Origin of the sequence: Actinomadura sp. 9N215 (assembly GCF_044326345.1) — a bacterium.
Lineage (GTDB): Bacteria > Actinomycetota > Actinomycetes > Streptosporangiales > Streptosporangiaceae > Spirillospora.
This window is the reverse complement of record NZ_JBIRBA010000028.1, coordinates 56,889-83,549: the sequence shown is the minus strand read 5'-3', so window position 1 is coordinate 83,549 and position 26,661 is coordinate 56,889. Positions and strand designations below refer to the sequence as shown.

At 72.6% G+C, this 26,661-nt stretch carries 26 protein-coding genes and 1 pseudogene; 14 read left to right on the top strand and 13 right to left on the bottom strand.

The window, feature by feature from the left end:
* Window positions 1-2 precede the first annotated feature (2 nt).
* The 3 genes from ACH34T_RS35300 to ACH34T_RS35290 all read right to left on the bottom strand — a co-directional run bounded on the left by ACH34T_RS35300 (window position 3) and on the right by ACH34T_RS35290 (window position 3,152).
* Window positions 3-599, bottom strand: coding sequence for a TetR/AcrR family transcriptional regulator (locus ACH34T_RS35300; protein ID WP_396025314.1), 597 nt, complete (start codon window positions 597-599; stop codon window positions 3-5).
* Between the two features lie 83 nt (window positions 600-682).
* Window positions 683-1,369 carry an endonuclease V gene (locus ACH34T_RS35295; protein ID WP_396025313.1) on the bottom strand — a complete coding sequence of 229 codons (687 nt, stop codon included), beginning with the start codon at window positions 1,367-1,369 and terminating at the stop codon, window positions 683-685.
* 166 nt (window positions 1,370-1,535) lie between these two features.
* On the bottom strand, window positions 1,536-3,152 hold the full coding sequence (locus ACH34T_RS35290; RefSeq protein WP_396025312.1) for a bifunctional lysylphosphatidylglycerol flippase/synthetase MprF: 1,617 nt from the start codon (window positions 3,150-3,152) through the stop codon (window positions 1,536-1,538).
* A 137-nt stretch (window positions 3,153-3,289) separates the two neighbouring features.
* On the opposite strand from ACH34T_RS35290, the gene ACH34T_RS35285 reads away from it, so the two are divergent.
* From ACH34T_RS35285 to ACH34T_RS35275, 3 genes are all read left to right on the top strand, one after another.
* Entirely contained in the window at window positions 3,290-3,754 is a 465-nt protein-coding gene (locus ACH34T_RS35285; RefSeq protein ID WP_396025311.1) for a flavodoxin family protein, read from the top strand.
* 31 nt (window positions 3,755-3,785) lie between these two features.
* On the top strand, window positions 3,786-4,085 hold the full coding sequence (locus ACH34T_RS35280; protein WP_396025310.1) for a Dabb family protein: 300 nt from the start codon (window positions 3,786-3,788) through the stop codon (window positions 4,083-4,085).
* Between the two features lie 334 nt (window positions 4,086-4,419).
* Window positions 4,420-5,100, top strand: coding sequence for a response regulator (locus ACH34T_RS35275; RefSeq protein WP_396025351.1), 681 nt, complete (start codon window positions 4,420-4,422; stop codon window positions 5,098-5,100).
* On the opposite strand, the gene ACH34T_RS35270 is transcribed toward ACH34T_RS35275, so the two are convergent.
* On the bottom strand, window positions 5,075-5,305 hold the full coding sequence (locus ACH34T_RS35270) for a hypothetical protein (protein ID WP_396025309.1): 231 nt from the start codon (window positions 5,303-5,305) through the stop codon (window positions 5,075-5,077). The two genes, ACH34T_RS35275 and ACH34T_RS35270, sit on opposite strands and share 26 nt — an antisense overlap.
* A 313-nt stretch (window positions 5,306-5,618) precedes the next feature.
* Here ACH34T_RS35270 and ACH34T_RS35265 point away from each other — a divergent pair, with 313 nt between their 5' ends.
* Entirely contained in the window at window positions 5,619-7,754 is a 2,136-nt protein-coding gene (locus ACH34T_RS35265; RefSeq protein ID WP_396025308.1) for an MMPL family transporter, read from the top strand.
* A gap of 27 nt (window positions 7,755-7,781) precedes the next feature.
* Here ACH34T_RS35265 and ACH34T_RS35260 read toward each other — a convergent pair whose 3' ends face one another.
* A complete protein-coding gene (locus ACH34T_RS35260; protein ID WP_396025307.1) occupies window positions 7,782-8,450 on the bottom strand; it encodes a TetR/AcrR family transcriptional regulator in 669 nt (222 codons plus the stop codon).
* A 116-nt stretch (window positions 8,451-8,566) separates the two neighbouring features.
* On the opposite strand from ACH34T_RS35260, the gene ACH34T_RS35255 reads away from it, so the two are divergent.
* A complete protein-coding gene (locus ACH34T_RS35255; protein WP_396025306.1) occupies window positions 8,567-9,151 on the top strand; it encodes an HAD family hydrolase in 585 nt (194 codons plus the stop codon).
* Between the two features lie 251 nt (window positions 9,152-9,402).
* Here ACH34T_RS35255 and ACH34T_RS35250 read toward each other — a convergent pair whose 3' ends face one another.
* Complete coding sequence (locus ACH34T_RS35250; RefSeq protein ID WP_396025305.1) at window positions 9,403-10,473, bottom strand: hypothetical protein; 1,071 nt, start codon at window positions 10,471-10,473, stop codon at window positions 9,403-9,405.
* Window positions 10,474-10,628: 155 nt separating this feature from the next.
* On the opposite strand from ACH34T_RS35250, the gene ACH34T_RS35245 reads away from it, so the two are divergent.
* A complete protein-coding gene (locus ACH34T_RS35245) occupies window positions 10,629-11,360 on the top strand; it encodes a peptidyl-tRNA hydrolase (protein WP_396025304.1) in 732 nt (243 codons plus the stop codon).
* Between the two features lie 122 nt (window positions 11,361-11,482).
* Here the strand turns inward: ACH34T_RS35245 and ACH34T_RS35240 are convergent, their stop codons facing one another.
* Both ACH34T_RS35240 and ACH34T_RS35235 read right to left on the bottom strand, forming a co-directional pair.
* Window positions 11,483-14,005: a M14 family zinc carboxypeptidase gene (locus ACH34T_RS35240; RefSeq protein ID WP_396025303.1), complete on the bottom strand. Its 2,523-nt coding sequence runs from the start codon at window positions 14,003-14,005 to the stop codon at window positions 11,483-11,485.
* A 54-nt stretch (window positions 14,006-14,059) separates the two neighbouring features.
* The gene (locus tag ACH34T_RS35235; RefSeq protein ID WP_396025302.1) at window positions 14,060-14,758 is read right to left on the bottom strand and encodes a hypothetical protein; all 699 of its coding nucleotides are present in this window, start codon (window positions 14,756-14,758) and stop codon (window positions 14,060-14,062) included.
* A gap of 203 nt (window positions 14,759-14,961) precedes the next feature.
* Between ACH34T_RS35235 and ACH34T_RS35230 the strand changes: the two genes are divergently transcribed.
* From ACH34T_RS35230 to ACH34T_RS35205, 6 genes are all read left to right on the top strand, one after another.
* Entirely contained in the window at window positions 14,962-15,258 is a 297-nt protein-coding gene (locus ACH34T_RS35230) for a hypothetical protein (protein ID WP_396025301.1), read from the top strand.
* Between the two features lie 378 nt (window positions 15,259-15,636).
* Complete coding sequence (locus ACH34T_RS35225; RefSeq protein ID WP_396025300.1) at window positions 15,637-16,716, top strand: sugar ABC transporter substrate-binding protein; 1,080 nt, start codon at window positions 15,637-15,639, stop codon at window positions 16,714-16,716.
* A gap of 124 nt (window positions 16,717-16,840) precedes the next feature.
* A complete protein-coding gene (locus ACH34T_RS35220; RefSeq protein ID WP_396025299.1) occupies window positions 16,841-17,626 on the top strand; it encodes an ATP-binding cassette domain-containing protein in 786 nt (261 codons plus the stop codon).
* Between the two features lie 13 nt (window positions 17,627-17,639).
* Window positions 17,640-18,968: a sugar ABC transporter permease gene (locus tag ACH34T_RS35215; protein WP_396025298.1), complete on the top strand. Its 1,329-nt coding sequence runs from the start codon at window positions 17,640-17,642 to the stop codon at window positions 18,966-18,968.
* 100 nt (window positions 18,969-19,068) lie between these two features.
* A complete protein-coding gene (locus ACH34T_RS35210) occupies window positions 19,069-19,827 on the top strand; it encodes an ATP-binding cassette domain-containing protein (RefSeq protein WP_396025297.1) in 759 nt (252 codons plus the stop codon).
* Complete coding sequence (locus ACH34T_RS35205; RefSeq protein WP_396025350.1) at window positions 19,827-21,053, top strand: ROK family protein; 1,227 nt, start codon at window positions 19,827-19,829, stop codon at window positions 21,051-21,053. The genes ACH34T_RS35210 and ACH34T_RS35205 overlap by 1 nt, the downstream gene beginning before the upstream one ends.
* 8 nt (window positions 21,054-21,061) lie before the next feature.
* Here ACH34T_RS35205 and ACH34T_RS35200 read toward each other — a convergent pair whose 3' ends face one another.
* Together ACH34T_RS35200 and ACH34T_RS35195 are read right to left on the bottom strand one after the other, a co-directional pair.
* Window positions 21,062-21,580, bottom strand: coding sequence for a flavin reductase family protein (locus ACH34T_RS35200; RefSeq protein ID WP_396025296.1), 519 nt, complete (start codon window positions 21,578-21,580; stop codon window positions 21,062-21,064).
* 311 nt (window positions 21,581-21,891) lie between these two features.
* Window positions 21,892-22,161 carry a hypothetical protein gene (locus tag ACH34T_RS35195; protein ID WP_396025295.1) on the bottom strand — a complete coding sequence of 90 codons (270 nt, stop codon included), beginning with the start codon at window positions 22,159-22,161 and terminating at the stop codon, window positions 21,892-21,894.
* Window positions 22,162-22,301: 140 nt separating this feature from the next.
* Between ACH34T_RS35195 and ACH34T_RS35190 the strand changes: the two genes are divergently transcribed.
* Window positions 22,302-23,003, top strand: coding sequence for an HAD family hydrolase (locus ACH34T_RS35190; RefSeq protein ID WP_396025294.1), 702 nt, complete (start codon window positions 22,302-22,304; stop codon window positions 23,001-23,003).
* 46 nt (window positions 23,004-23,049) lie between these two features.
* Here the strand turns inward: ACH34T_RS35190 and ACH34T_RS35185 are convergent, their stop codons facing one another.
* The 3 genes from ACH34T_RS35185 to ACH34T_RS35175 form a co-directional block, all read right to left on the bottom strand.
* A complete protein-coding gene (locus ACH34T_RS35185) occupies window positions 23,050-24,111 on the bottom strand; it encodes a TRM11 family SAM-dependent methyltransferase (RefSeq protein ID WP_396025293.1) in 1,062 nt (353 codons plus the stop codon).
* 189 nt (window positions 24,112-24,300) lie between these two features.
* Window positions 24,301-24,618, bottom strand: coding sequence for a hypothetical protein (locus ACH34T_RS35180; protein WP_396025292.1), 318 nt, complete (start codon window positions 24,616-24,618; stop codon window positions 24,301-24,303).
* 85 nt (window positions 24,619-24,703) lie between these two features.
* On the bottom strand, window positions 24,704-25,690 hold the full coding sequence (locus tag ACH34T_RS35175; protein WP_396025291.1) for a ferritin-like domain-containing protein: 987 nt from the start codon (window positions 25,688-25,690) through the stop codon (window positions 24,704-24,706).
* 324 nt (window positions 25,691-26,014) lie between these two features.
* Here ACH34T_RS35175 and rimP point away from each other — a divergent pair.
* Window positions 26,015-26,651, top strand: a pseudogene (rimP, locus tag ACH34T_RS35170) (ribosome maturation factor RimP); the annotation flags it as partial.
* Window positions 26,652-26,661 lie beyond the last annotated feature (10 nt).

Here is a 26,661-nt window from a genome sequence, read left to right as displayed (position 1 = left end):
GGTCATCCGGTGCGCAGGCCGTCGAAGAGCAGCGCGAGCATCCGGTCCGCGTAGGCGCCGGGATCGGCGGTGCGCTCGGCGGCGACGCCGATCGCGTTGGTGAGGCGCAGCAGGTCGCGCGGGTCGATCTCGGCGCGGACGGCGCCCGCGTGCTGCGCGCGGTCCAGCAGCCGGCCGAGGGCGTCGCAGATCGCCGTGGCCGCGCAGCCGAGGCCCGTGTCGGCCCACTTCGCCGACATGGCCTCGATGATCACGGTGGAGGTGCCGCGCGGGGTGGCGGCGCCGGTCAGGTAGGTGCGCAGCCAGCGGCCCAGCGCGGCCTCCGCGTTGAGGGCCTCGGTGTCCGGGTCGGGCGCGGGCTCGGCGAGCAGCTCGTCCGCGTGCGCGAGGAGGCCGTCGATCCGGTCGCGCAGGACGGCGTGCAGCAGCGCGTCGCGGGTGGGGAAATGGCGGTACAGCGTCCCGGAGCCGACGCCCGCGCGTTTGGCGATGTCGTCGAGGGACGCGCCCGTGCCGTGCTCCATGAAGGCGGTGCGGGCCGTCGTGATCAGTCGTTCGTAGTTGCGGCGGGCGTCGGCTCGCATCGGCCGGGTGTCCATGGGGCACCGTCCAGCGGTGTCGCGGATGACCTGGGTGTCTCCGTCTGCTTTCGGACGAGAGTGCCATCTTCCACAAAGACGCGCTACCCGCCGAGCGCATCGCGGGACAGCCGGTCGGCCCGGCGCGTCGTCTCCGGCAGACGGTACCCGGGCGCCAGGTCGAGGACGTTCCGGCACGCGGTTTCGAGGTCCGTGCGATGGCCGACGGACACGAAGACCGGCTTCACGCCGTCGCGCGTCCGCAGAACCCGGCCGATGACCTCGCCGTCGTCGAGGAGCGGGCTCGTGTCGCCGCGTCGGCCGCCTGGGTTTTCGTAGGCGCCGACGAACGCGGTCTTGCCGACGCCGATGGTGGGCAGGCCGGTCAGGACGCCGAGATGGCACGCCAGCCCGAACCGGCGGGGATGCGCGACGCCGAACCCGTCGCAGACGAGCAGATCGGGCGTGGTCTTCAGGGCGCGGAGCGCGTCCAGGAGGGTGGGCAGCTCGCGGAACGCGAACAGCCCCGGGACGTAGGGGAACGTGGCCGTGCCTACGGCGACCGACTGTTCGACTACGTCCAGTGTTGCGCCGTCCAAGACGACCGCTGCGGCGGCCAGGCGCGTCCCGGTGCCGCCGCCGTCGCCCGCGTAGGAGACGTCCAGGCCCGCGACGGTGCGCGGCCTCGCCGGGCCGGGGACGTCCAGCTCCAGCATCGGACGCAGCCGGTCCTGGATCGCCTCGGCCTTGGCCGGGGTGGACGGCCAGGCGTGCAGATCGAGCACCTCCATGATCCGGCACAGTACCGGCGGATGTTCAGTATGGAACGTGACAAACCCCCCGGAGGTGCACATGGACGAGATGCGACTGGACGGCCGCACGGCCGTGGTGACCGGCGGCGCGGGCGGCATGGGACGGGCGATCTGCGCCGACCTGGCCGCCCTGAGGGTGGGCGGCTTAGCCGAGGTGGTGGGCGGGTTCGGTGACCGGGTCCTCGGCTCGCCGGGCCGGGCGCGTCCGGGCGAACTCCAGGGCGAGGAGCGCGGCGGCCAGCCACGCGATGTCGGACCAGGAGCGGAAGACGACGTTGCGCGGTTTGTAGGACGGCCTGAACTTCTTGTCGAACAGGTAGAGCGACTCGACCGCGATCCACGGGTCGAGGAGATGCAGGGCGCGGTAGCCGGCCTTCTCCAGGACGGTGCGCTCCTCGGTGTCCAGCAGTTCGCGGAACGCGGCGAAGTTCAGCGAGACGACGCCGTGGCCGTGCCCGGACGCGTACTCGATCATCTCGACGATGAGGCGTTCGTTGACGCCGTTCGGGCCGCCGGGGCTGCGGCGCATCGCGTCCAGGCTGAGGCCCTCGCCCGCGGTGACGTAGCGCTGGAACGCGATGGGCGCCCCGTCCGCGCCGAAGGCGATCGCGATGATCGCGCCCGGGTGGTGGCCGGTGAGCAGCTCGTCCAGGTTCATCGCGAAGCCGCGCTCCGCCGCGCCGCCGAGGGAGCGGGACGCGACGTCCAGCAGCCGGTCGCGCAGGTCGGGGGCGAGGTCGCGCTCCGCGACGATCTCGGACGTGACCCCCGCGTTGACGGTGCGCTTGACCGCCTGCCGGACGTTGCGCATCTGCCGCCCCGACAGCGTGAACTCGCGCGGCCTGATCAGGACCTCGTCGCCGAAGCCGATCGAGCGGAGCCGTCCCCACGCGGATCCCCACACGGGCAGGAGGCCGTCGCTCGCGCCGAGGACGGCGGGACGCCATCCGGCCGTCCGGCACAGCGCGAGGAACGACCTGACCGCGTCGGCGTGCGCGGCCGGGTCGCCGGCAGGGTCGCCGCCCGCGACGGCGACGCCGAACAGGACCCGGTACCCGACCACGGCCCGCCCGTCCGCGCTGAACACGTACGCCTTGTCGCGGCGCAGCGCGAACGGGGCGAGGGTGTCGGACCCGGGATGCGCGACGAGCCCGGCGACGCGGGCGCGCTCCCGCTCGTCGCCGGGCGGCGGCGGGGGATCGGGGGACAGGAGCGTCACGACCAGCACGAGCAGCCCGGCCGCCCCGGCGAGGCCGAGGACTCCCGGGAGCCACGGCGCGCCGTCCATGGGCGCGCCGGTCGCGCCGAGACCTGCGGCGACCTGGCCGACCGACCGGACCGACACGCCGCCGAAGGCCAGCGAGCCCGCGACGGCGGCGACCACGAGGAGCGCCCCGGTCCGCACGGCCGCGCGGACCCGGTCGGGATGCGGGCGGACCGCGAACCGGTCCCGTTCCAGCCACAGCCCGCCGAGGGCGGCGGCGAGCAGCGGCAGCCGCCAGGCCGCGTCGTCGCCGGTGAGGACGGCGAGCACGCCGAGGACGGCCAGGACGACCAGCCCGTACCAGGCGGCGCGGCGGCGCAGCAGGACGCCGCGGGCGACGAGCGCGAGGGCCAGGCCGAGGACGAGGGCGTGGGCGGGCGCGAGCGGGCCGCCGGTGACGATCCCGGACAGCCGGCCGAGCCACGGCGGCGACTGCGGCAGCGCCGGCGCCGCGACCAGGACGGCGGCGCACAGCGTCGCCGCGGCGAGCGGCCACACGTTTCGCCAGGGTGAATCGCCTGCTTGCACGAGGGACACCTCCGCTGCGCCCACAACCAAGATCCTTTGGACGTCATTCCCCCGCACCGGGTCTCCTACCACGTCGGGCCGTCCCGCGCACGGTTACGCTCGTGACGATGAAGAGGCTGCTGATCGTCCACCACACGCCGTCGCCGTCCGTGCAGGCGATGTTCGAGGCGGTGCGCGCCGGGGCGTCCACCGACGAGGTCGAGGGGGTGGAGGTCGTGTGCCGCGCGGCGCTGGCGGCCACCGCCGTGGACGTCCTGGAGGCGGACGGCTACCTCCTCGGATCGCCGGTCAACCTCGGCTACCTCTCCGGGGCGCTCAAGCATTTCTTCGACCTGGTCTACTACCCGTGCCTGGAGGAGACCGTCCGCCGCCCGTTCGGCGCGTTCCTGCACGGCAACAACGACGCGACCGGCGGCCTGCGGGCGCTGGACTCGATCACCACCGGGCTGCGGTGGAAGGCCGTCCAGCCGCCCGTCGCGGTCGTCGGGGAGCCGTCGAAGGCCGACCTGGAGGCGTGCTGGGAGCTCGGGGCGGTCACGGCGGCAGAGCTCGGCGACATCCGGGCGAGCTGATCTACGGGGTCGGCACCGGTAGCGTGCCGCCATGAGCGGTTTCCGGCACGTGGTGATGTTCAGGTGGGCCGAGGGGACGACGACCGGCCAGCAGGACGAGGTCGCGGCGCGGCTGCGCGAGCTGCCCGCCGTGATCCAGGAGATCCGGGAGTACAGCCTGGGCGCCGACGCGGGCGTGAACCCCGGCGCCTACGACTTCGTGCTGGTCGCCGACTTCGCCGACCGCGACGCCTACCTGGCCTATCGCGACCACCCGTCCCACCGGGCGGTGGTCGAGCGGTACATCGCGCCGATCGCGGCGGAGCGCGCGTCCATCCAGTACGCGACGTAGACGGGTAACCGAGCAAGCGCTTGAGTCCGAACCATTTTCGGGTTACCGTCACCGAAGACGCCCGCCGGGGACGGATCGCGCCCCGTCCCCGGTGGGCGGCTCCGCGAACGCGCCCCGCCCCGCGAAGCCGCGAAGCCGCGAACGAGCTTTGGCCCTGGAGTCGACTGGCCGCAGCCCGGCCCCCGGAGCCGTTCGCGCGATCCGGGCGGGTGCGCACGGCATCGGCCGCGGTCGTCCCACGCGAGGGCGCCCGAAGCGCCCGAACCGTCGTAACGTTTGCCGCGTGACCGCCGGTACCGACGACGACCCGCCCCGCGCGACGCGCGGAGCGCCCGTGATCCGCGTGGTGCTCGCCGACGACCAGTCGCTGGTCCGCGCCGGCTTCCGCTCGCTGCTGGCCCGCGGCGACGGCATCGAGGTGGTCGGGGAGGCCGAGGACGGCGCCGAGGCGGTCGAGCTGGCCCGCGAGCTGCGCCCGGACGTCGTCCTCATGGACATGCGGATGCCCGAGGTCGACGGGCTCGCCGCGACCCGCCGCATCGTGTCCGACCCCGCGCTCCGCGACGTACGCGTCGTAGTACTCACGACCTACACAGACGACGACTACGTGTACCTGGCGCTGCGGGCGGGCGCCTCCGGGTTCCTCGTGAAGGACATCGAGCCGGACGACCTCCTGCGCGCCGTGCGGGTCGTCGCGGGCGGCGAGTCGCTGCTCGCACCCGCCGTGACCCGCGCCGTCATCGAGGGGTTCGTCGCGCGGCGGCCCGATCCGGCCGAGCCGTCCCGGCCGGGGAGCCTGCTCGACGGGCTGACCGGACGGGAGCGCGAGGTCGTCCGGCTGGCCGGGCGCGGCCTGTCGAACGGCGAGATCGCGGCCCGGCTCGAGCTCAGCCCGCTCACCGTGAAGACGCACGTCAGCCGTGCCATGAGCAAGCTCGGCGCGCGGGACAGGGCACAGCTCGTGGTGCTGGCCTACGAGACGGGCCTGGTCATCCCCGGCTCCGCAGGCTCATGATCTCCTCGCGGAGCTCCTGCGGGGTCGGCGCCTCAAGCAGCCGGGGCCCGCTGCGCAGCGGCACCATGGCCCACCAGGACCCGGTCGCCTCGCCGTACCAGACGCGTACTCCGGGGAACTGCTCCTGCAGGCCGCGCGCCGTGGCGGCGCGCAGGGCCGCGGGCGTGGGCTCGTCGCGACCGGCGGCGTCTCGCCGAGCCGTCATGCCACACACCCCCCACCCAACAATCGACAAGCCCCACCTGACTCATCGTTGTCTCCCGTAACAGCGTCCCCACGGACCAAAGCGTCACCCCTACTCGGCAATTAGTGACTAAGCACACTATGGGGGTTAGGGGACTCGCTCCGTGGGATACCGCGCCGGATGTACTCCAACGGATGTACATCACCGGTACGAGTGACACCGTCCGCCCGATGTGTCGAGCCTGGTCGACGGGTAACGCTGGACCCTGCCGTCACATTCCCGCGCGTCCGGACGTCATCCGGTCCAGAGCGACACGTACACGAGGGTGGTTCCCATGAGGTTGGCCAAGCTCGCCCGGTTCTGCTTCCGGAGGCGGCGCCTCACGGTGGCGGGCTGGATCGCCGGCACCATCGCGGTGATGGTGCTCGGGTTCGGCTTCGCGGCCGAGCCGCTGAACGACTTCTCCGGCGGCGACTCGGGCTCGGCGAAGGCGTCCGACCTGCTGGACGAGCACTTCCCGGACCAGAGCGGCGACTCGATCACGCTGGCGGTGCGGGCGGACGCGGGCGTCCAGAGCCCGGAGGCCAAGCCGAAGGTGCAGCAGGCGATCGACCGGCTCGCCAAGACGCCGCACGTGGCGTCGGTGTCGTCGCCCTACGAGACGCCCGGGCAGATCTCGCAGGACGGGAAGACGGCGTTCGCGACCGGAAACCTGGACGTCCCGTCCGACGACATGTCCAAGGCGGACGTGTCCGCGCTGCTCGACGACGTCCGCAGCGACGGCGGGCCCGTCGAGGTCCAGCTCGAAGGCGCCGCCGTGGACCTCGCCGAGACGCCGGGAGGCGGTCCCTCGGAGGCCATCGGCGTGCTCGCCGCCATCGTCATCCTGCTCGTCGCGTTCGGGTCGGTGCTGGCGATGGGGCTGCCGATCGTGACGGCGCTGTTCGGCATCGGCTCCGGCCTCGCGCTGATCATGCTGCTCGGGCACGCGCTGCCCGCGCCGTCGTTCGCCCCCATCGTCGCCGCGCTCATCGGGCTCGGCGTCGGCATCGACTACGCGCTGTTCATCGTCACCCGCTACCGGGAGGAAATGCACGCCGGGAAGGACCCGGAGGAGGCGACCGTCACCGCCATCATCACCGCCGGACGCGCCGTGCTGTTCGCCGGCACCACCGTGGTGATCGCGCTGATGGGCCTGTTCGTCATGCAGCAGAGCCTGCTGAACGCCGTCGCGGTCGCGGCCGCGACGACCGTGCTGATGACGATGCTCGGCGCGGTGACGCTGCTGCCCGCCCTGCTCGGCTTCGCCGGACGCTCCATCGACAGGCTCCGCGTGCCGGGGTTCGGCAAGACCCGGCGGCGTCCCCTGGCGGAGCGGTGGGCGCGGGTCGTCCAGGCGCACCCGGTCGTCGCGGGGCTGTGCGCGGCCGCCGTCCTGCTGGTGCTGGCCGTGCCCGCGCTGTCGATGCGGCTGAGCCTGCCGGACTCCAGCACCCAGCCGCACGACCACAGCGGGTACCGCGCGAGCCAGATCATGGCGGCGGGCTTCGGGCCAGGGACGTCCGCGCCGCTCGTCCTCGTCACCGAGGGCGGGAACGCGGCGGACGCGGGACGGCTCGCCGCGGCCGTCCGCGAGACGCCCGGCATCGCCGCCGTCCAGCCGCCGCGCCCCAGCCAGGACGGCGCCGCGTCCATCGTGATGGCGTTCCCGACCACGGGCGCGCAGGACGAGGCGACGCCGAAGCTCGTCCACGAACTGCGCGACGACGTCATCCCCGGCGTCATGGACGGGACGAGCGCGCGCACCTACGTCGGAGGGCCGAACGCGGCCGCGATCGACTTCGCCGACGACGTCAGCACCCGGCTGCCGTGGCTGATCGCCGTCGTCGTCGGCCTGTCGCTGCTCCTGCTCGTCGGGCTCGTCCGGTCGGTGACGGTCGCGCTGCAGGCCGCGCTGATGAATCTGCTGTCGATCGCGGCGGCGTACGGGGTGCTGACCGCTGTCGTCCAGTGGGGGTGGGCCGGGAGTCTGCTCGGGTTCCCCACCGACATGCCGGTGACGACCTGGGTGCCGCTGATGATGTTCCCGATCCTGTTCGGGCTCTCCATGGACTACGAGGTGTTCCTCGTGTCCCGCATCCGCGAGACGTACGAGTCGGGCGTCCGCACCCGGGAGGCGGTCGCGCTCGGCCTGTCCCGCACGGCCCGGGTCATCACCGCCGCCGCGGCGATCATGGTGATGGTGTTCCTGTCGGTGCTGCTCGGCGCGGACGTCGCCGTCAAGCAGATGGGCCTCGGCCTCGGCGTCGCGATCCTGATCGACGCGACGATCGTGCGGCTGGTGCTCGTCCCGGCGCTGATGGAGCTGTTCGGCGAGGCGAACTGGTGGATCCCGCGGCCGCTGGCGCGCCTCCTGCCGTCCCGCCAGACCCCCGCCGCCGAGTCGCCCGCGGACGGCGTGCGCGTCTGACGGACGGCCGGTGGTCGACGCCGGGGGCTAGTGGAGGTTGATGCCGTCGAACATGACCTTGAGGTAGTGCTCGGCGAGGCCCTCGGCGTTCAGCCGCCCGCCGGGACGGAACCAGCGGACCGCCACCCAGATGGTGTCGCGGATCATCCGGTAGGTGAGCTTCGGGTCGAGGTCGGCGCGGAAGAGGCCGTTCTCCTGACCCGTCCTGAGGGCGTCCACCCATATCTTCTCGACCTCGTCCTCGGACTTGGTGAGATAGGCGAAGCGGTCCATTCCCTTCAGGTAGTTCCAGTCGTTCTGCATGACCGTGATGGCGGCGCGGTGCGGCTCCAGGCTGCCGAACGCGACGCGGACGAGCCCGGCGACGGTGTCGCGCGGATTCCCGCTCTCGTCGAGAACCGCCTGGTACGCCGACATGATCTCGTCGAAGAAGCTGGAGAGGATCTCGTCGGCGATCGACTCCTTGGAGTCGAAGTGGTGGTAGAGGCTGCCCGACTGAATGCCCGCCTCGTCGGCGATATTGCGGACGGTCGTGGCCTGGAAGCCCTTCTCGGCGAACAGTTCGGCGGCCAGTCTGACCAGGTGTTCGCGCCGTTCCGACGCCAGGGGAGCCGAGCCCTTGCCGCGGCGGCGGGCACCGGCCTCGCCTGCGGCGCGGGCCCTGGATCGTCCGGAATTGGCGCTCGTGGTCGTCACCCCCTCATTATGCCGCCTCGCCCAACGGCCCGCTTGACCGCCGGCACCAGCGTACGCGCCCGCATCAAGCGCTTGCTAAGGGCGCGGCGCCGCCGCGTCCTGCATAGGCTCGGGGCATGCCCGATGTGATCGTTTTCGACCTGTACGGAGTGATCGCCCGCACGCAGACCCCCGAGGCGGTGCGGCGGATCGAGGACGTCGCCGGCGTCCAGGGGCCCGTGTTCTGGGACGCCTACTGGTCCTGCCGCCCCGCCTACGACGCCGGCCGGTCGAGCGCCGACTACTGGGCGGACGTCGCCGGCGTCCTCGGCGCCACGTTCCCCGACGTCCCCGCGCTGATCGAGGCCGACCTCGACAGCTGGACGGACGTGGACGACACCATGGTCGCCCTCGTCCACGAGCTCGCCGACCGGGGACGCACCCTCGGCCTGCTGTCGAACATCATCGGCGACCTCGTGCCCCGCTTCGAGGCCCGCCACGGCGACTGGCTGTCCCGCTTCGACGCCCTCACCTACTCCTGCCACATCGGCGTCGCCAAACCCGACCCGCGCGCCTACGAGATCTGCGCCGACCGCCTGGGCGTCAGGCCCGCCGACGTCCTGTTCTTCGACGACACCGAACGCAACGTCGTCGCCGCCCGCGAAACCGGAATGCGCGCCGAACTGTTCACGTCCCCCGACCAGGTCCGCGCCATTCTCTGACAGCCCCGCACCGCACCGGCCCGGACTGCCCCGCACTGCACCGCCCGGGACGGCGGGCGAGCGGTGGTGACCGGACAAGTCACCACCGCTCCACCCGCTCTGCGATCAGTCCAGCAATTCCATGGTGTCGATATCGATGCCGCCGGAAATCATGGACACCTGCTCCTGGGTCAGCGCCCCCTGGAACGCCCAGACGTCGTCGAGGGCTCCCGTCCGGCGGCGGCAGCCGGCCCTCGTCGCGGGCGGTGGGCTCAGGACGGCGGAGGGAGTTCCTGGGCGGCCTCGGCGGCCTTGGAGAGGCGTTCGCGGAGGGTGCGGACCAGCTCGTCGCCCTGCTCGGTCAGGCGCTCGATCGCGGGGATCGCCAGGTCGTCGCGGACGGTGTCGGCGAGCAGCTCGTCGTACTCGTGCGCCTTCTCCGCGATGCGCTCCAGGTGGCGCTGGGCGCGCAGGACCTCGTCCGCCGCCCGGGCCCGCTCCGCGTAGCGCTCCAGCGCCTCCACGCGGCGCGTCACGGCCTCGACGGAGCTGTCGAGCTTGTCGCGCAGCGGGCGCAGCGCCGCCTCGACCTCCGGGAGCGCGGCCGCGCCCGCCAGCTCCGCGTGGTCGGCGCGCAGCTTCGCCTGCTTCGCCAGGACCTGCGCGATCTCCCATTCCTGGCGCGGCAGCGTGACGGCGTTGTCGACCGCGTCCAGCAGGCCCTCCCGGTTGACGTCGGAGTCGCGGACGGCGTCGACCGCCGCCTGCACGCGCCCGAGCAGCGCGCGGCCGTCGTCGTCGAGGTCCTCCGGCATGAGGTAGCGGTCGCGGCGCCGTTCGAGCTCGCGGGCGCGGCGCAGGTCGAGGGAGACCGAAGGGCCGGCGAGCGCGACCAGCAGCGCGAGCATGCCGAGGCAGACCAGCCACAGCGAGCCGATCAGCGGCCCGCCGACCAGGCCGAGGCCGAGGACCGTCAGCGGCGCCAGCCACAGCAGCGGCCTGCGGCGCGCGACGAGCGTGTCGAGCTCGGCGCGCAGCGCCGGGTCGGCGACCGGGCGGGGCTCGGCGGGGGAGCCGTCGCCGGGGGTGCGCGGCGGCGCGATCCGCCGCCAGTACGTGGACACGTGCGTCTCGAACGCGAAGTCGGTCTGCGCGATCTCGATCTCGGAGGGGCCGGCGGGCAGCGGCCACGAGCCGACCGGGTCGCCGCCGCCCGGGCCGGTGAAGCGCACCCACCAGCCGCCCTTGCCGTCGTCGCACCGGTAGCGTCCTGGGGCGACGTCGATGCCTACGAAGAACGTCCCGACTCCCGGTATGGAGTCGCTCCACGTGCCACTGGTCACCGGCGACCTCCGACCCGACCGTTCCGCCGTGTCCCCTCGCCCTCTCCGGCGAGGGCCGTCCAGCCCGTAACAGGAAAGACGTCCGAGGGACGGCACAAGTTGCAGTACCCATATCCGTGTCCGGAAAGCCGGGCCGGGTTTGGAATACTCCACGCGTGCGACCCGACTACGATCCCCACGACGATCCGCCCTGGGCGATGCAGCTGGTGGTCCGCGCCGAGAAGGCCGGCCCGCCCGCGCACGGCGCGGTCTGCGAGGCGGCGGCGACCGCGGTCGTCCGGCTGCTCACCGACCCGCGGGCCGCCGAGCCCGGCGGGGAGTGGCACGACGCCGTCCGCGAGTGGGAGGCGCGCCGCATCCGGAAGGTGACGCGGCGGGCGCGGGGCGTGCGGTGGCCGGAGGCGGAGGCGCTGCCCGGCGTGACCGTCGACCACGCGGGCGCGCAGGTGCGGGCGTTCCCGCCCGGGCCGGTGTCGGACGTTCCGTCCGTGCTCGCGAAACTCCAGGTCGCGGGGCTTGATCTGGCCGAGGCCGAGGAGCCGGGCCCGCCGCCCGAGCCCCCGTACGCGGTGATCGCGATCAACCCGGACGTGACGATCACGACCGGCAAGGCCGCCGCCCAGTGCGGGCACGCGGCCCAGCTGCTGCTGCGCCAGGGGCGGCGCAAGGACGTCGCGGCATGGGTCGACGGCGGCGCCCGCGTCCACCTGATTCCGACGGAGTCGGACCGGGGGGTGCGGGGGGTCGTCCCCCCTCGGGAGGCGGCGACCAGGGACGTTCCGTGGCGGAAGTGTGTGAAGGAGGCGACGGTGGCGGTCCGTGACGGCGGGTTCACCGAGGTTCCGCCCGGCACGATGACCGCCATCGCCTGGATCGTGCGTAAGTAAGAGTGGACACTCTCGTCCCGTCCGGCCGCGCGGGGCCTGGCCCGCGTGGGTCGGCCGAGGGCGAAAGTGTTCGAGAGGGGCGGCGTGCCGGGTGGCCCCCGCAGCCCGGCACGCCGTTCGACTCAGGGGAGGGTGACGGCCACGGGGTGGATCCCCGCCCGCCGGATCAGGGACGGGAGCCGTCCCGCGAACGGATGGTGGTCGGTCGGCAGCCCGCGCGGGTTGTCGATCACGTAGTGGACGACGCCGCCGCCGCGGCTCTCGGCCCAGGTCGCGCCCGCCGACCGCAGGATCGACGCCGCCTTCGCCGCGTCGGCCGCCTTCACCGAGACGCGGATCGGCGACTCGTACGACGGCAGCGCCGCCGCCTGCCGCGCCGCCTCCGCGGTGGCGCCCGCCTGCGGGGCCGTCGCCTTGGACGGGTCGCGTCCGAGGATCGCGTTGTAGAGCAGCTTGGCCGTCCCGTCGGTGAACGCGCGGAAGTTCGGCTCCGCCGCGAACAGCACGGAACGTCCCGCGCCGACGGGCTGGTCGACGACCGCCGCGGTGCCGCCCAGCTCGGACGCGCCCCGCTCGAACCCTGACACGAACCAGCCGGGCGAGTCCGTCTCCGGGTACGACACGACGACGCCGCTGGACGCCTTCATCACCGGGTCGTAGGACGTGAAGTTCCAGGCCGTGGCGCCGACGCCGGCGGCGAGCGGGCTCGTCCCGTCCACCTGCACGCGGAACAGCGTGCCGGGGATGTCGGACGTCGGCTCCGACAGCGTCGCCGTCGTCAGGCCGAGGAGGGCCGCGAGCTCCGTGCCGCCCTGCCAGCCGACGTAGCGGCCGCCGTCCCGCGTCCACTGCTGGAGCGCGGCCCGGCCGGTGGCGCCGAGGGCGTCGTGGGCGGGTTTCGCCGGGCCGTCCGGCGTGAGCAGGACCTCGACGCCGGCCAGCTTGCCCGCGGCCACGTCCGCCGGGGTCAGCGGGGTGAACGGCAGCTTCCAGTCGCGGTCGAGGCGGTGCCGCAGCCAGCCGGCCGACTGGCGCGCCGCCGACGACGCCGCCGACAGCTGCAGGATGCCGATCTTCGGCGCCCTGCCGTCATGTCCGGGACGCGGGGCGGGCGGCGTCCGCACCGGGACGGCGCGCGGGTGCAGGACGGCCCCGGACGACCCACCCGACACGTTCCCCAGCAGCGGCAGGCTCCAGGCCGTCACGTCGTAGAAGTAGGGGAACGGCGTGTAGGAGTCCTCGTTCAGCATCGCCTGGATCCAGTGCTTCTGGCCTTGCGCCATGGAGATCCAGTACGTGCCGGAGGGGAGGGTCGTCTTCGCCTCGGGATGCCCGTACGCCTTGAAGTCGGGGACCGTCAGCGGCCGGACGAGTCGCTTCACGTCCACGCCCATCCGCTGGAGGCGCCGCACGATCGTGCGGACCTCGTCGCGCTTGGACGGGTCGTCGTCCCGCAGGAAGTAGCTCCGCACCGGACGGTCGGGCACCGGACGGTCGATCTGGTTCGGCGGGTTGTAGATCTGGTTGGGCTCCAGCTTCCCCGCCTTGCCCTGCGTGTAGGCGTCCACGGTCATCTGGCGCCACTCGCCCAGGATCCGGTGCCGGTCGCGGGCCGCGGCCGACAGCGTCACCCACTGGGTGAGGTACTGCTCCTTCACCCGCTCCGGGTACGGGCTGTCGCCGCCCTTCTCGAACGTCATCCCGGCGGCGTGGAACGCGCTGGTCGGCACCGAGTCGCCGTACCCCTGGTAGAAGAGGTCGTAGACGTCGCGGTTGAAGAAGTCGATGCCCTGCCGTGTGAACTCGGTGGCCATCGCCGCGCCGTACAGGTCGTTGATCCAGCCGACCGCCTGCTCCGGCGTCTCGTGGTAGATCGGGTCGGCGTTCGGCGGGAAGAAGTACGACGTCCCGCCCATCTCGTGCGCGTCGATGTAGAGCGCGGGCGGGTACTCGTTGAGCATCTCCAGCTTGCCGTCGGTCTCCGGCTGCGTCCGCGCGAACCAGTCGCGGTTCATGTCGAAGCCGTAGGCGTTCTGGCGCGTGTCCGCCTCCCGTCCGTCCGGGTTCTGCGTCGGCAGGACGATCACCAGCGCGTTGTCCAGGATCGACGTGGCGGCGCAGTCGGAGCGGTCGCCGAGGTCGCGCAGCACCCTGAGCGCCGCGTCCGTGCCGCTTGGCTCGTTCCCGTGCACGTTCCCGCTGACCCACAGGATCGGGACGCCGCGCGCGGTGATCCGCTTGGCCAGCGCGTCCGGTGTGCGCGGGTCGCGCAGCAGCCCGGCCTCCAGCCGCACCTTGGCCAGCCCGGCCTTGGACAGGAGCTCGGGACGTCCCGCGATGGCGTAATTCAGCGGACGGCCCTGCGCCGTCCTGGCCAGCGTCCCGGAGAGCACACGCTCGCTCTTCGCGGCGACCGTCTCCAGATACCTGTCGGACTCGGCGGCGGTGGCCTGCCGCTCGCCGAGCTCGAAACCGAGGACCTGCTTGGGGGAGGGGACCTTGCCCCGGTACACCGGAGCGGTCTGCGTCGGATCACAGCCGGACGGGGCCGCCTGGGGTCGTGCGACGGCGGGCGCCGCGAGCGCCGCGGGCACCGCCAGGGACGCCGCCATCACCAGGGGCAACGCCAGTTTTCGGGCTCTCATGAGCCACAACGTGTCACCGTGCGGAACGGTCACCAAGGGCAACTTCTGCCAAGATCAGTCGCGTCCTTCAGGACGGTGTCCGGGACGGGGCCGCGGGCCGGTCAGCGCGACGGCCCGGTTGATCGCCTGGAGCGCGAACTCCTGCGTCCGGGTCAGCCGGTGCGGGCCGTCGCCGGGCGAGGCGTCCTCGGAGCCCTCGTCGGGCTGTGGTGCGCTCGCGAGCTGGGCCTTCGCGCTCAGCCCGTACGACACGAACAGCAGGACGACGAATCCCGCCAGGTAGAGCAGGTGCTCGGCGAGCCCGCCCCACCGGCCGGTGAACACGTCCAGGACGGCGAACATCGCGAACCCCGCCATCCAGCCCGCCGTCGACGGCACGAACAGGAGGTCGCGGCGCAGCGCCACCCCCGCCACCGCGGACAGCACGAGCACCCCTTCGACCAGCTTGACCAGGACGAGGAGCCCCGTCGCCGGGCCGGAGTCGAAGTAGCCGTCGATCTCGTCCTGCCGGTCGCTCCACAGCAGGAACCCGCTCAGCAGCGCCGTCGCGCCGTAGGCGATGAGGAACACGCCGACCGCGTAGTGGAACCGGTGCCACGTCCGCGCGCCCGCGCGAAGCGTCCCGGCCGGTCGAGGCGCCGCCGGTCCGGGCGCTGGTCCGGGCGCCTGCCCGGGGTCCGGGGCGGCGCCCGCCGGGGTGCCGAGGGCCGGAGTGGCGTCCGGGTCGGCTGCTGGATCAGGGCCCAGCGTCATACTTCGCCCCCCAAGTCCTGTTCATCTGTTACGCGCAAGATATCCCGGATAGCCGCTCGCCGACGTTCGAAACGCGCGCCGCCGACCGGGCCGCCGCCGGGCTGACCAGCCCGGCGGTGCTTGCGCACGGGCGGACGAAGCGGGAGGCTGAAGTCCCGTCGGGCCGCGCGGAGTCCGTGAGGAACTGCCGTGAGGAACTAAGGATGACGCCTGACGATACGGGAACCACCGCGCCGTCGAAGACGCGGATCGAATATCTGGAAGAGCTCGGCGAACGGCTGGTCGAGCGCGGCCTGCGGGTGCGGCTCGTCCTGCCCCGCGGCCAGTCGCCCACCTTGCACGTGCTGAACCCGGACGCGTCCGCGCTGACCGAGAACGTCCTGGCGGAGCAGGCCGCGGACGGCTGGTGGTACTGGTGGTCGTGGGCCGAGCGCATCGCGCCCGCCGACGACGCGTCCGCCGCGGCCGACCGGATCGCACAGGTCCTCGCCCTCCGCTGATCCCTCCTCCGCGCGCGGAGCAGGCCAGGACGCCGACCAACGATCGCAACGGTCGGTGAGTTCCGCGCGGCTCGTGATGGCCGCCGGTCGGGCTGATTGTTGACGCGCCGAACATTCTGGGGTTGTGCCGCGCCCGCCGCGCATGCGGGCGCGGTGGCGTGTGTGCGCGGCGCTGGTATGCGGGCCCGCCCTAGGTGATCTCGCGTTACATGATTGTTACCGCCAACAACAAATCAACCGGGCGGCGGGTCTGGCGTGACGGACAAGCCCGACATAAGTTGCGGGGCACAACATTTAAGTCGGAGGCCTCGTCCACCGACATCTCGGCCTTACCCCCCGGCCGCGGCACGGCGGCCACCCCCAGAAAGGACCCGGGCTATGCGCAAGGGGATCCTCAGCCTGACGGCCCTCACCGCGGCCGCGGCGCTCACCCTCACCGCGTGCGGGGACGACTCCGGCGAGTCCGGCGGCGGCTCCGGATCGGCCAAGGGCAAGGTCGGCGTGATCCTGCCCGACACCACCTCGTCCGTCCGGTACGAGAGCTTCGACCGGCCCTACCTGGAGCAGGCCTTCAAGGCGGCCGGCGTCGGCTACGACATCCAGAACGCCGAGGGCTCGGCCCAGCGCTTCCAGACGATCGCCGACCAGATGCTCACCAGCGGCGTGACCGTCCTGATCGTGGACGGCCTCGACTCCAACTCCGCGGCCGCCGTCCAGCGCAAGGCGCAGGCGCAGGGCGTCAAGACCATCGACTACGACCGGCTCACGCTCGGCGGCGTCGCCGACTACTACGTGTCGTTCGACAACGTGAAGGTCGGCGAGGAGCTCGGCAAGGGCCTCCAGAAGTGCCTCGGTGACAAGAAGTCGAACATCGTCTACCTGAACGGCGCGCCCACCGACAACAACGCGACCCTGTTCTCACGGGGCGCGCACAGCGTCCTCGACAAGGCGACGGCCTACACCAAGGTCGCCGAGCAGGCCGTGCCGGAGTGGAAGGCCGAGCGGGCCGCGACGATCTTCGAGCAGATGTGGACCGAGCAGCAGGGCAAGATCAACGGCGTGGTCGCCGCCAACGACGCGCTCGGCGGCGCGGTCGTGTCGATCCTGAAGAAGAACAAGGAGGCCGGCGAGGTCGCCGTCACCGGACAGGACGCGACCCTGGAGGGCCTGCAGAACATCCTGGACGGCAACCAGTGCATGACCGTCTACAAGCCGGTCAAGCAGGAGGCCGACGCCGTCGCCAAGCTCGCCGTCTCCCTCATCAACGGGCAGAAGGGCGAGACGAACGGCACCGTCAACGACCCGACCGGCAAGCGGGACGTCCCGTCGGTCCTGCTGACCCCCATCGCCGTCTTCGAGGACAACGTCAAGCAGGTCGTCGCCGACGGCTTCATCAAGAAGGACGACCTCTGCAAGGGCGCCTACGCGGCCAAGTGCAAGGACGCGGGCATCCAGTAGCGCGCCCCGCCGACCTCGTGGCGGGCCCCGATCCACTGGGGAGCGTCCCGGATACCCGGAAACCCGGGACGTAGGGGCCCGCCACGGGCACCATCCCCGGCAGGGGAGACACGGAAGGAACCACGTGGCAGAAAACGGAGACCCCGTCCTCCGCCTGACCGGGCTCAACAAGAGCTTCGGCGCCGTCCATGTGCTGCACGACGTGGACTTCACGGTGCGGCTCGGCGAGGTGATGGCCCTCGTCGGCGACAACGGCGCGGGCAAGTCCACCCTCATCAAGTGCATCGCCGGGATCCACCCGTTCGACTCGGGACGGATCGAGTTCGACGGCCGTCCCGTGACCGTCGACGGCCCGCGCGCCGCGTCCGCGCTCGGCATCGAGGTCGTCTACCAGGACCTCGCGCTGGCCGACAACCTCGACATCGTGCAGAACATGTTCCTCGGACGGGAGCGCCGCAAGGGCCTCGTGCTGGACGAGCCGTCCATGGAGGAGGCGGCCAGGGAGACGCTCGCGCGGCTGTCGATCCGCACCGTCAAGTCCGTCCGGCAGCAGGTCGCGAGCCTGTCCGGCGGGCAGCGGCAGACCGTCGCGATCGCGAAGGCCGCGCTGTGGGAGTCCAGGCTCGTCATCCTGGACGAGCCCACCGCCGCGCTCGGCGTCGCGCAGACCCGGCAGGTCCTCGACCTCGTCCGGCGGCTCGCCGACACCGGGCACGCCGTCGTGCTCATCTCGCACAACATGAACGACGTGTTCGAGGTGGCCGACCGCATCACCGCGCTGTACCTCGGCAGGGTCGCGGCGGACGTCGCCCGCTCCGAGGTCACCCACGGCCAGGTCGTGGAGCTCATCACCGCCGGCCGTTCCGGCGGTCTCGGCCTCGCGCCGCAGACCGCCGCCGAGAGCATCTGAAGGGAGGACGCAGGTGTCCACCGACATCCCGGGCGACGACGTCGCCAAGGGCGCCGACCTCACCAAGAACGACCTCAGCGAGGGCAGCAGGGCCATGACGCTGGCGGACTCGGACTTCGCGACCGACCGGCGCGAGCACGACATGAGGTCCGCGCTGCTGGACTACTGGCACCGGATCAGGGCGGGCGAGCTCGGCGCGCTGCCCGCCGTCCTCGGCCTGATCTCCCTGGTCGTGCTGTTCACCGCGCTGAAGCCCGACACGTTCCTCAGCAAGGGGAACATGGCGAACCTGTCTGTGCAGGCGCTGCCCATCACGATCCTCGCGATGGGCCTGGTGTTCGTGCTGCTCCTCGGCGAGATCGACCTCGCCGCCGGCGTCGCCAGCGGGCTGTGCGCGGCCGTGCTCGCCAAGCTCATCACCGACGCCGGGCAGCCCTGGTACACCGCCGTGCTGAGCGGCGTGGCGATCGGCATCGTCATCGGGACGTCCATCGGCTGGCTCGTGTCCGTGCTGCGGATACCGTCGTTCGTCGTCACGCTGGCGTTCTTCCTCGGGCTGCAGGGCGTGACGCTGAAGCTGATCGGCGAGGGCGGGACGGTGCCCGTCCGCGACGAGGTCATCGTCGCGCTGTCCAACAAGAACATGCCGATCTGGCTCGGCTGGGCGCTCGCGGGCGTCTGCGTCGCCGGGTACACCGCGACGCAGCTGCTGCGATGGCGGCGCCAGCACGTCCGGCGGCTGCACTCCAAGCCGGTCGAGTTCGTGATCGCGCAGTGCGCCGTCGTCGCCGCGGCCCTGCTGATCAGCACCTACGTGCTCAGCCTCGACCGCGCCCCCAGCCCGCTGATCACGCTCGGCGGCATCCCGTGGGGCGTGCCGCTGGTCGGCGCGCTGCTGATCGTCTGCACGTTCGTCCTCGGCCGCACCGCCTACGGACGGCACATCTACGCGGTCGGCGGCAACTCCGAGGCCGCCCGCCGCGCCGGCATCAACGTCACCCGGATCCGGATCTCCGTCTTCATGATCGCGTCCGGTCTGGCGGCGGTCAGCGGCATCGTCGCCGCGTCCCGGCTCAACTCCGTCGCCACCAACGCCGGCGGCGGGAACACGCTGCTGTACGCGGTCGGCGCCGCCGTCATCGGCGGGACGAGCCTGTTCGGCGGACGCGGCAAGGCGCGCGACGCCGTCCTCGGCGGGCTCGTCATCGCGCTCATCGACAACGGGCTCGGGCTGCTCGGCACCAGCGCCTACCTCAGCTACCTGATCACCGGCCTGGTGCTGCTGCTCGCCGCGAGCATCGACGCGCTGGCCAGGCGCCGGCGGTCGAGCACGGGGAGGTGACGCCGTGAACCCCGCCGGGGACGCGTGGGCTGCTGATACGCTCACGGATCACGACCGCCTGGCGCGCGGCGGCGGTGCGGCACGGTGGGAGCCCCTCGGCATGTCAGTGACGCCAGCCCTGGATCTGCGCGGCATCGAGAAGAGCTACGGTTCCGTGAAAGTCCTGCACGACGTCGCGTTCTGCGCGCGTCCGGGCGAGGTCACCGCGCTCGTCGGCGACAACGGCGCCGGGAAGACGACTCTGGTCAAGTGCATCGGCGGGATCCACCCGTTCGACGCGGGCGAGTACCGCTTCGAGGGCCGCCCGGTGCGGGTCGGCAGCCCGCGCGACGCCACCCGGCTCGGCATCGAGATCGTCCACCAGGACCTCGCGCTCTGCGAGAACCTCGACATCGTCCAGAACCTCTTCCTCGGCCGGGAGCGGCGCCGCGGCCTCGCGCTCGACGAGGACGCGATGGAGGAGATGGCGCGCAGGACGCTGTCCGGGCTCTCCGTCCGCACGATCGGCTCCGTCCGGCGGCGGGTCTCGACGCTGTCCGGCGGGCAGCGGCAGACCGTCGCGATCGCCCGCGCCGTCCTGTGGGACAGCAAGGTCGTGGTGCTGGACGAGCCCGCCGCCGCGCTCGGCGTCGCGCAGACCCAGCAGGTGCTGGAGATCGTCCGGCGGCTCGCCGACCGGGGCCTCGCCGTGGTGCTGATCTCGCACAACATGAACGACGTCTTCGCGGTCTCGGACCGGATCGCCGCGCTGTACCTCGGCCGGATGGTCGCGCAGGTCAGCACCGCCGACGTCACCCACAGGCAGGTCGTTGAGCTGATCACCTCGGGCGCCAGCGGCGAGCTGGGGCTGCGCCGATGATGAAGGGCGGCCCGTCACAAGAGGAGATCAGGCGGCACAACCTCGGGACGCTGCTGCGCTTCGTCCATCTGCGCGGGCCCGCGTCCAGGGCGACGCTCGCCGAGTCCCTCGGCCTGAACCGCAGCACGATCATGGCGCTGACCGCCGACCTCACCGCCGCCGGGCTCGTCCGCGAGGAGCTGCCGCGCGGCCCAGGACGGCGCGCCGGACGCCCGTCGCTGGTCGTCCGGCCCGAGTCCACCCGCGTGTACGTGCTCGCGTTCGAGGTCGGCGTCGACCGGCTCGTCGTCGCGCGGGTGGGGCTCGGCGGCGTGATTCTGGACCGGCGCGAAGGCGTCCGGTCCCGCGACTCCGACCCCGCCGACCTGGTCGGAGTGCTCGGCGCGGGGGCCCGCTCCCTCGTCCGCAAGGCCGAGCGGGACGCCGTCTGCGTCGGCGCCGCCGTCGGGTTCCCGGGGACCGTCCGCCGCTCCGACGACACGATCATGTTCGGCCCCAACCTCGACGTCGGCGACCTGCGGCTCGGCGACCTGCTGTCCCGCCGCCTCGGCCTCGGCGTCCCCGTCTCCGTCTGCAACGACGCCAACCTCGGCGCGCTCGCCGAGCACGAGCGCGGCGCGGGCGTCAACTCCGACAACCTCATCTATCTGCACGGCGACGTCGGCGTCGGCGGCGGCATCATCGCGCACGGGCGGCTGCTCAGCGGCGACGAGGGCTACGGCGGCGAGATCGGCCACATGATCGTCAACCCGGGCGGGCGGCCGTGCGCCTGCGGCTCGAAGGGCTGCCTGGAGGCCGAGGTGGGGGAGCGGACCCTGCTCGCCCACGCGGGCCGCGAGGAGATCCCAGGCCAGCCGGGGCGCGACGCCGTCCGCGACATCGTGGCGTCCGCGGACGCCGGGGACATCGTCGCGCGGGAGGCGCTGCAGCGCGTCGGCACGTGGCTCGGCTTCGGCGTCGCCAACCTCGTCAACGTCTTCAACCCCGGACTCGTCGTCTTCGGCGGGACGCTCCGCGACATCTACCTCGGCGCCGCCGCGCAGGTCCGCAGCGTCCTCGCCACCGGCGCCCTCGCCGCGTCCCGGGAGAAGGTCAAGCTCCGCACCGCCGCCCTCGGCGACGACACCACCCTCGTCGGCGCCGCCGAGTTCGCGTTCGCCGACGTCCTCGCCGACCCCCTCCAGGTCCTGGCCCGCCTCAAGGCCCCAGAAGACACACCCGTCTGATCAGGCGGTCAGGTGAGGGTGCCGTAGGCGCTCTTGTAGAAGATCAGTGGGGGGTCGTCGCGGTGTTCGGCCAGGGCGTGGACCCGGGCGACGACGATCATGTGGTCGCCTGCGGCGTGCTCCTGGTCCACCGAGCATTCGATCCAGGCGAGCGCGCCGTCGATGATCGGGGCGCCGCCCGGGGACTCCGTCCAGTCGAGGCCGGCGAACTTGTCGCCGCCGCTGAGCGCCAGCCTCGTGGAGACGTGGAGCTGCGCCTCGCTGAGGATGTTGACGCACAGCCGGTCGGCGGGGCGCAGGCGCGGCCAGGTGGTACTGGTGTGCGCGACGCAGAACGCCACCAGGGGCGGGTCGAGCGAGACGGACGTGAAGGAGTTCGCGACCAGGCCGGTGGGACGTCCCGAACCCGGCTCGACGCCCGTGACGGCGACCACGCCGGTCGCGAAACGGCTCAGCACCGAGCGGAAGGCGGTGCCGTCGACACCGGTCACCGGCGTTCCGGACGAGCCGTTGGGCGATCCGCTCATGGGAGTCCGTTTCGTGGCTACGGGTTGGTCGACGCCCACTAAAGCCGCTGATCGGCTCTCCTGATTCCCGCGGGGAGCGATCTCGGTCGAAGGTCCCGGGCAGGATTCGGTCCTTGGTCCGAGGCGGCGGAACGGTCTGACAGATGGTCGCCGGATGCCTAAGATCTCCGTTCTGTCCTATTTCTGCCCGCCCCAGGGAAAGGAAGGCGGGGTGACGTCCGCGCTGCCCATGCGCGTGGTGCGGTGGCCGCTCAACGCGGACGGTTCCCTCAAGACCGACGCGTGGCATGCCGTGACCCGGGACACCGCGCTCACGGCCTCCGGGTGGGGTTCACGGCGTCGGACTCGGCGGGGGTGTCCGGGCGGGGCCGCTCCTCGTCGTTCTCCCTGGCCGTCTGCCGTTCGTACTCGGTGATGCCCAGCCCGTCCCTGCTCTGCTCGGGCTCCTCGATCTCCATCTCCTCGGGCGGATCGGTGACGTACTCCTCCGTCAACCCGATCTGCTCGTCCTGGGTGTTGTCGCCCATGTCGTCGATGTCGTCGCGGAAGTCCCTGGCCTCACCGGGCTCGCGCGCCCTCATGGCTCCTCCAGTTCGTGTCGGTTCCCGCTGATCGGACCGGTATCCCCGCTGACCGGCGCCCTACTCACGGTCGCGCCAGGACGAAGCGCCGCGTTCCGGAGTGATCGTCCATGCCCGGCCGGATGGTTACGATCCGGGGCATGGGCGTACAAGCTGTGATCTTCGACTGGGGCGGCACGCTGACCCCCTGGCACGACATCGAACTGGCCGACATGTGGCGCGCGATCTGCACCGCCCACCTCCCCCCGGACGACGTCGAGAAGGCCGCCGCCGCGCTCGCCGACGCGGAGCTCGCGCTCTGGCGCCGCGGCGACGAGGAGCACCGCAGCGCCACCCTCGCCGAGCTCTTCGAGATCGCCGGCGTCGAGCCCACCGAGGCGCTCCTCGCCTCCCACTTCGAGACCTGGACGCCGCACACCCACACCGACCCCGCCGTCCCCGGCCTGTTCCGCGCCCTCCGCGACCGCGGGATCAGGGTCGGCGTCCTGTCCAACACGATCTGGTCGCGCGACCTGCACGAACGCATCTTCGCCCGGGACGACGTCCTGCACCTGCTCGACGGCGCCGTCTACTCCAGCGAGATCCCCTGGACGAAGCCGCACGCCGAGGCGTTCCGCGCCGCCCTGGACGCTGTCGGCGCCACCGACCCCGCATCCTGCGTCTTCGTCGGCGACCGCCCGTACGACGACATCCACGGCGCCAAGGCGGTCGGCTTGCGCGCCGTCCAGGTCCGGCACCAGACCACGCACGCCTTCAGCCGTCCCGGCCTCACACCGCCCGACGCCCTCATCCACGACCTGGCCGAGCTGCTCCCGCACATAGACCGCTGGCACGCTCCATGACCGGCGCGCGATCGGGCGTACGCGAACGGGCGTCGGCGAACTGTGATCAGGGCTTGCGGGCGGTGATCAGGTCGCGGGTGATGGCCTGGTCGACGCGGTGGCGGAACCCGCGGTAGGCGTCGGAGTCCTGGACGTCCAGGCCGTTGGACGCGAGGACGTCCGCGAGCTCCTCACGGCGCCCCACGAACGTGTTCCACGAGATGCCGATGGCGCCGCCCGGGCGCAGCAGCCGGACCCACTCGGGCACGGCCGCCGTGAGGAGCTCGACCGGGCTGCGCGACAGGTTCCCCTTGCCCTTGCGCCCGGGTTGCCCGCCCTTGGGACGGCTGCCGTGCTGCACGCCGTACGGCGCATCGGTCACGATCAGGTCGAACGACCCGGGCCGGAAGAACTTCCCCGCGTCGAGGGAGTCGGCGTTCACGACGGTGATCTCCATCGTCTCGCCGCCCTTGTAGCGCTCCTTGGACGCGCCGAGGGTCACGTGGAGACGGCGTCCGAGCACGGCCTTCTCACGCCTGATGTTGGCGACCTCGGCCTGGTGCTTGACCCGGTTGTTCTTCAGCCAGGTCTTGATGAAGGCGGCGTAGGCGTCGAAGTCCTTGCCGTCGATGTCGATCCCGGCGGCGTCCAGGCCGTACATCATGGCCTGGTTGAGGGTCGTGCCGCGTCCGCACAGGGGGTCGAGGACGCGCGGACGTCCAGTGACCAGGTCCATGGGGGACTCGGCCGCCATCGCGGTGACGTTCAGCAGCAGCTTCGTGAAGTACTCGTTCGTCTTGCCCGCGTACTTCTGGATGGTGAGCAGGTCGCTGCCGAACAGGTCGAGCGGCCGGAGCGCGACGGGACGGAGAAGGTCGTCCTCGACGATCTGGAAGAGCGCGTACAGCGACGACAGGTTCGACAGAAGGCGGACGTCCTGCTCCGCCAGTCCATCGGCGGAGAACGTCACGTAAGGGACGCCGCCGATCGCGGTCTCCTGGATGTCGCGGACGCGCCCGCCGAGCGCCCGCTCGCTGAACACGGCCAGCTCCGCCTTCACAAGGCCCGCTGCGGCCTGTGCGTAGACCCGGTTGTGCGAGGGGGAGACGAGGAGGCCGTACGCGGTCATTCGCCCGACCCTACAGCCATCCGCCCGGCCCGGCGGCCTCGTCCGGAACGGCGGGACGGCCTCGTCCGGAACGGCGGGTCGGCCTCGTCCGGAACGGCGGGTCGGCCTCGTCCGGAACGGCGGAGACCGCCGGGGAACGGTGTCCCCGGCGGTCTCCGTTCGGCCCATGTGCGGGCCGTTCCTCCCGGGTCAGGCGGCTCGGGCCGGACGTTCTCCGGACTTCCCGGCTTCGGAATCGCCGGAGGCGGGGGGAAGGGCCCGCTGCGCCACCGGGCCCTTCGACGCCTCAACGGCCGGGAGGTCCGGAAGGTGCCGGGCGGCGGCGTTCAATAGTTCGTGGACGCGGCTCGTCAGGCTGGCGAGGTCGGCCCGGGCCACGTCGGCCTGGGCCTGGGCCATGCGCGCCTGGCGGCGGGCGGCGTCGCGCTCGGCGGCGAGCCGGTTCAGCTGTTCGTGGTACGCGGCCCGCAGTTCGTCGAGGGCGCTCCCCTGCGGAGTGGTGCTCATGCCGGTCTGGACTCCTCCCCCGAGTCATCCGCTGCAAAGGGACTAACGCGATGAATCGGGCACATCGTTCCCGGCGTGCGGAAGATCACTCATCCGATTCGCCGTGCGGGGAGAGCGCCGACGAAGGCAGCCCCGGGAACGCGTCCCGCGGTGCCGGAGCGCCCGCCTTGCTGAGCCAGGCCGCCGACCGCGCCATCGCCCGCTGCGCGCCGTCGGCGGCGAAGGCCCGCAGGTCAGGGGAGGAGACCCCGGCGAGAGCGACGTACGCGGGGACGAGACCGTCCTCCAACGCCGCCGCGAGCCGGGCCGCGCTGCGCGCCGAGGTGACCTTGACCGGCAGCTCGTACACGGCCGCGGCGGCCACCGGCGTGCCGGAGAGGATCGCGATCAGCTCGTCGCGCCGCGCCCGGTGGGCGTTCCAGACGGCCTTCGCGGTCTGCCGGAGCGGACCCTGCAACCGCGCGCCGAGCACCCCGTACCCGTACACCGCCGCGTGCTCGCCGGCCAGCGCCTTCTGGACGGCGTCCGCTCCCGACCTCGACCGGACCCGCGGGACGTCCCCCTTCACCCGCATGGCATGGCCCGCCTCGCACGCCCCGATGCTGGCCAGCAGCTGGGCCAGCCCCGGGCCGGCCTTGGCGGCCTCGGCCCTGCGCTCCTTCGCCGCGCGGTCCTCCGCGTCCCGCAGCGTCACGAGGACCCCGCCGCCGCGCGGGACGGAGGAGGCCCTGGGAGCCGGAATGGCGCCGCCCTCGTCCGCCCGATCGCCCGACCCGGGCACGTAATGGCGCTTCAGAACGTCGAGATGCTCCCGATGATGGGCCAGGACGGGATCCAGCCGCCCCGCCAGCGACCGGTTCATCGACCGCGCCGCCTCGTAGGTGGCGATCAGGTTCTGCTCGGACGCGATCGCGCCGACCAGCGCCGGCAGGTCCGCGCGCGGCGCCGCCGCCTCCGCCGCGCAGCCCGCCAGCCACGGCAGGACGAGCGCACCCCCGCCCAGCACCGCCCCCCGGCCCAGCAGCGCGCGGCGCGACACGGGCTCCGGCGGGCGCGGCGGGGCCTCTGGCAAGGGAGTCTCCTCACCCGGTGGTGTGGTGGCGGCGGCCCTCCGCGGCCCGGGCCCCGGGACGCGTCCATCGGGCCTGCTCAAGCATTCCATATCCGCCGCGCCGGTGAGCCGATCGAAAAACCGCTGCGGTCCCCGGCTGTCGATAGTCTTGAGGTGTCGACGAACCAGCGGCGACATCCGCGATCGCAGGCGGCACAACGGATCGCAGGCGGCACAACAGGAGGAGGGTCCCATGAGCGTCGAGTCCCGCGGCGGCCGCGCTCAAGGGGGGCGCGGGCAGGGCAGGCGCGACGACGCCTCGGCGCGTCCGGCGCGTCCGGCCCGTCCGGAGCGCGCCGCCACCGTCGCCGAGCTGACCGGTCTGCTCGCGCCCGCGGTGGACGAGGCCGGCTTCGACCTGGAGGAGGTCGACGTGCGGCCCGCCGGCAGGCGCCGCCTCGTGCGCATCGTCGTGGACGGCGACCACGGCGTCGGCCTCGACGACATCGCCGCGATCAGCGAGACGGCCTCCGAGCTGCTCGACACCACCGATGTCATGGGGACCTCGCCGTACGTGCTGGAGGTGACCTCCCCGGGCGTCGACCGCCCCCTCACCGAGCCGCGGCACTGGCGCCGTGCCGTCGGCCGGCTGGTCGTCGCCCCGCTGACGGAGGGAGGCCAGGTCGAGGGCCGGGTGGTCGCGGCCGACGACGAGGCCGTGGAGATCGACGTCGTCCAGAAGCGCCGGGGCAAGGGAGCCGGGGCCAGGGGCGGCAGGTCCGCCGGGCCGGCATCCGCCGAGCCGGAGACCGCGGCGTCGAAGACCGCCGGGTCGAAGGCGGCGGCGTCGAAGACCGCCGGGACGGAGACCGTACGGCGCCGGTTCGGCCTCGGCGAGCTGGGGCGCGGCCGAGTGCAGGTGGAGTTCAAACACCCTGCGGGCACGGCCGAGGGAACGCGTTCTCCGGCTGAGCCGGAATAGAGGGGGGAAC

Bases quoted from the DNA above. Each gene is read 5' to 3' on its own strand.
- ACH34T_RS35235 (WP_396025302.1), bottom strand. From the start codon at position 14,758: ATGACGCTGGGCCCTGATCCAGCAGCCGACCCGGACGCCACTCCGGCC.
- ACH34T_RS35190 (WP_396025294.1), top strand. From the start codon at position 22,302: ATGGGCGTACAAGCTGTGATCTTCGACTGGGGCGGCACGCTGACCCCC.
- ACH34T_RS35255 (WP_396025306.1), top strand. From the start codon at position 8,567: ATGCCCGATGTGATCGTTTTCGACCTGTACGGAGTGATCGCCCGCACG.
- ACH34T_RS35300 (WP_396025314.1), bottom strand. From the start codon at position 599: ATGGACACCCGGCCGATGCGAGCCGACGCCCGCCGCAACTACGAACGA.
- ACH34T_RS35295 (WP_396025313.1), bottom strand. From the start codon at position 1,369: ATGGAGGTGCTCGATCTGCACGCCTGGCCGTCCACCCCGGCCAAGGCC.
- ACH34T_RS35285 (WP_396025311.1), top strand. From the start codon at position 3,290: ATGAAGAGGCTGCTGATCGTCCACCACACGCCGTCGCCGTCCGTGCAG.
- ACH34T_RS35205 (WP_396025350.1), top strand. From the start codon at position 19,827: ATGAAGGGCGGCCCGTCACAAGAGGAGATCAGGCGGCACAACCTCGGG.
- ACH34T_RS35240 (WP_396025303.1), bottom strand. From the start codon at position 14,005: ATGAGAGCCCGAAAACTGGCGTTGCCCCTGGTGATGGCGGCGTCCCTG.
- ACH34T_RS35230 (WP_396025301.1), top strand. From the start codon at position 14,962: ATGACGCCTGACGATACGGGAACCACCGCGCCGTCGAAGACGCGGATC.
- ACH34T_RS35180 (WP_396025292.1), bottom strand. From the start codon at position 24,618: ATGAGCACCACTCCGCAGGGGAGCGCCCTCGACGAACTGCGGGCCGCG.
- ACH34T_RS35195 (WP_396025295.1), bottom strand. From the start codon at position 22,161: ATGAGGGCGCGCGAGCCCGGTGAGGCCAGGGACTTCCGCGACGACATC.
- ACH34T_RS35225 (WP_396025300.1), top strand. From the start codon at position 15,637: ATGCGCAAGGGGATCCTCAGCCTGACGGCCCTCACCGCGGCCGCGGCG.
- ACH34T_RS35270 (WP_396025309.1), bottom strand. From the start codon at position 5,305: ATGACGGCTCGGCGAGACGCCGCCGGTCGCGACGAGCCCACGCCCGCG.
- ACH34T_RS35210 (WP_396025297.1), top strand. From the start codon at position 19,069: ATGTCAGTGACGCCAGCCCTGGATCTGCGCGGCATCGAGAAGAGCTAC.
- ACH34T_RS35185 (WP_396025293.1), bottom strand. From the start codon at position 24,111: ATGACCGCGTACGGCCTCCTCGTCTCCCCCTCGCACAACCGGGTCTAC.
- ACH34T_RS35265 (WP_396025308.1), top strand. From the start codon at position 5,619: ATGAGGTTGGCCAAGCTCGCCCGGTTCTGCTTCCGGAGGCGGCGCCTC.
- ACH34T_RS35200 (WP_396025296.1), bottom strand. From the start codon at position 21,580: ATGAGCGGATCGCCCAACGGCTCGTCCGGAACGCCGGTGACCGGTGTC.
- ACH34T_RS35280 (WP_396025310.1), top strand. From the start codon at position 3,786: ATGAGCGGTTTCCGGCACGTGGTGATGTTCAGGTGGGCCGAGGGGACG.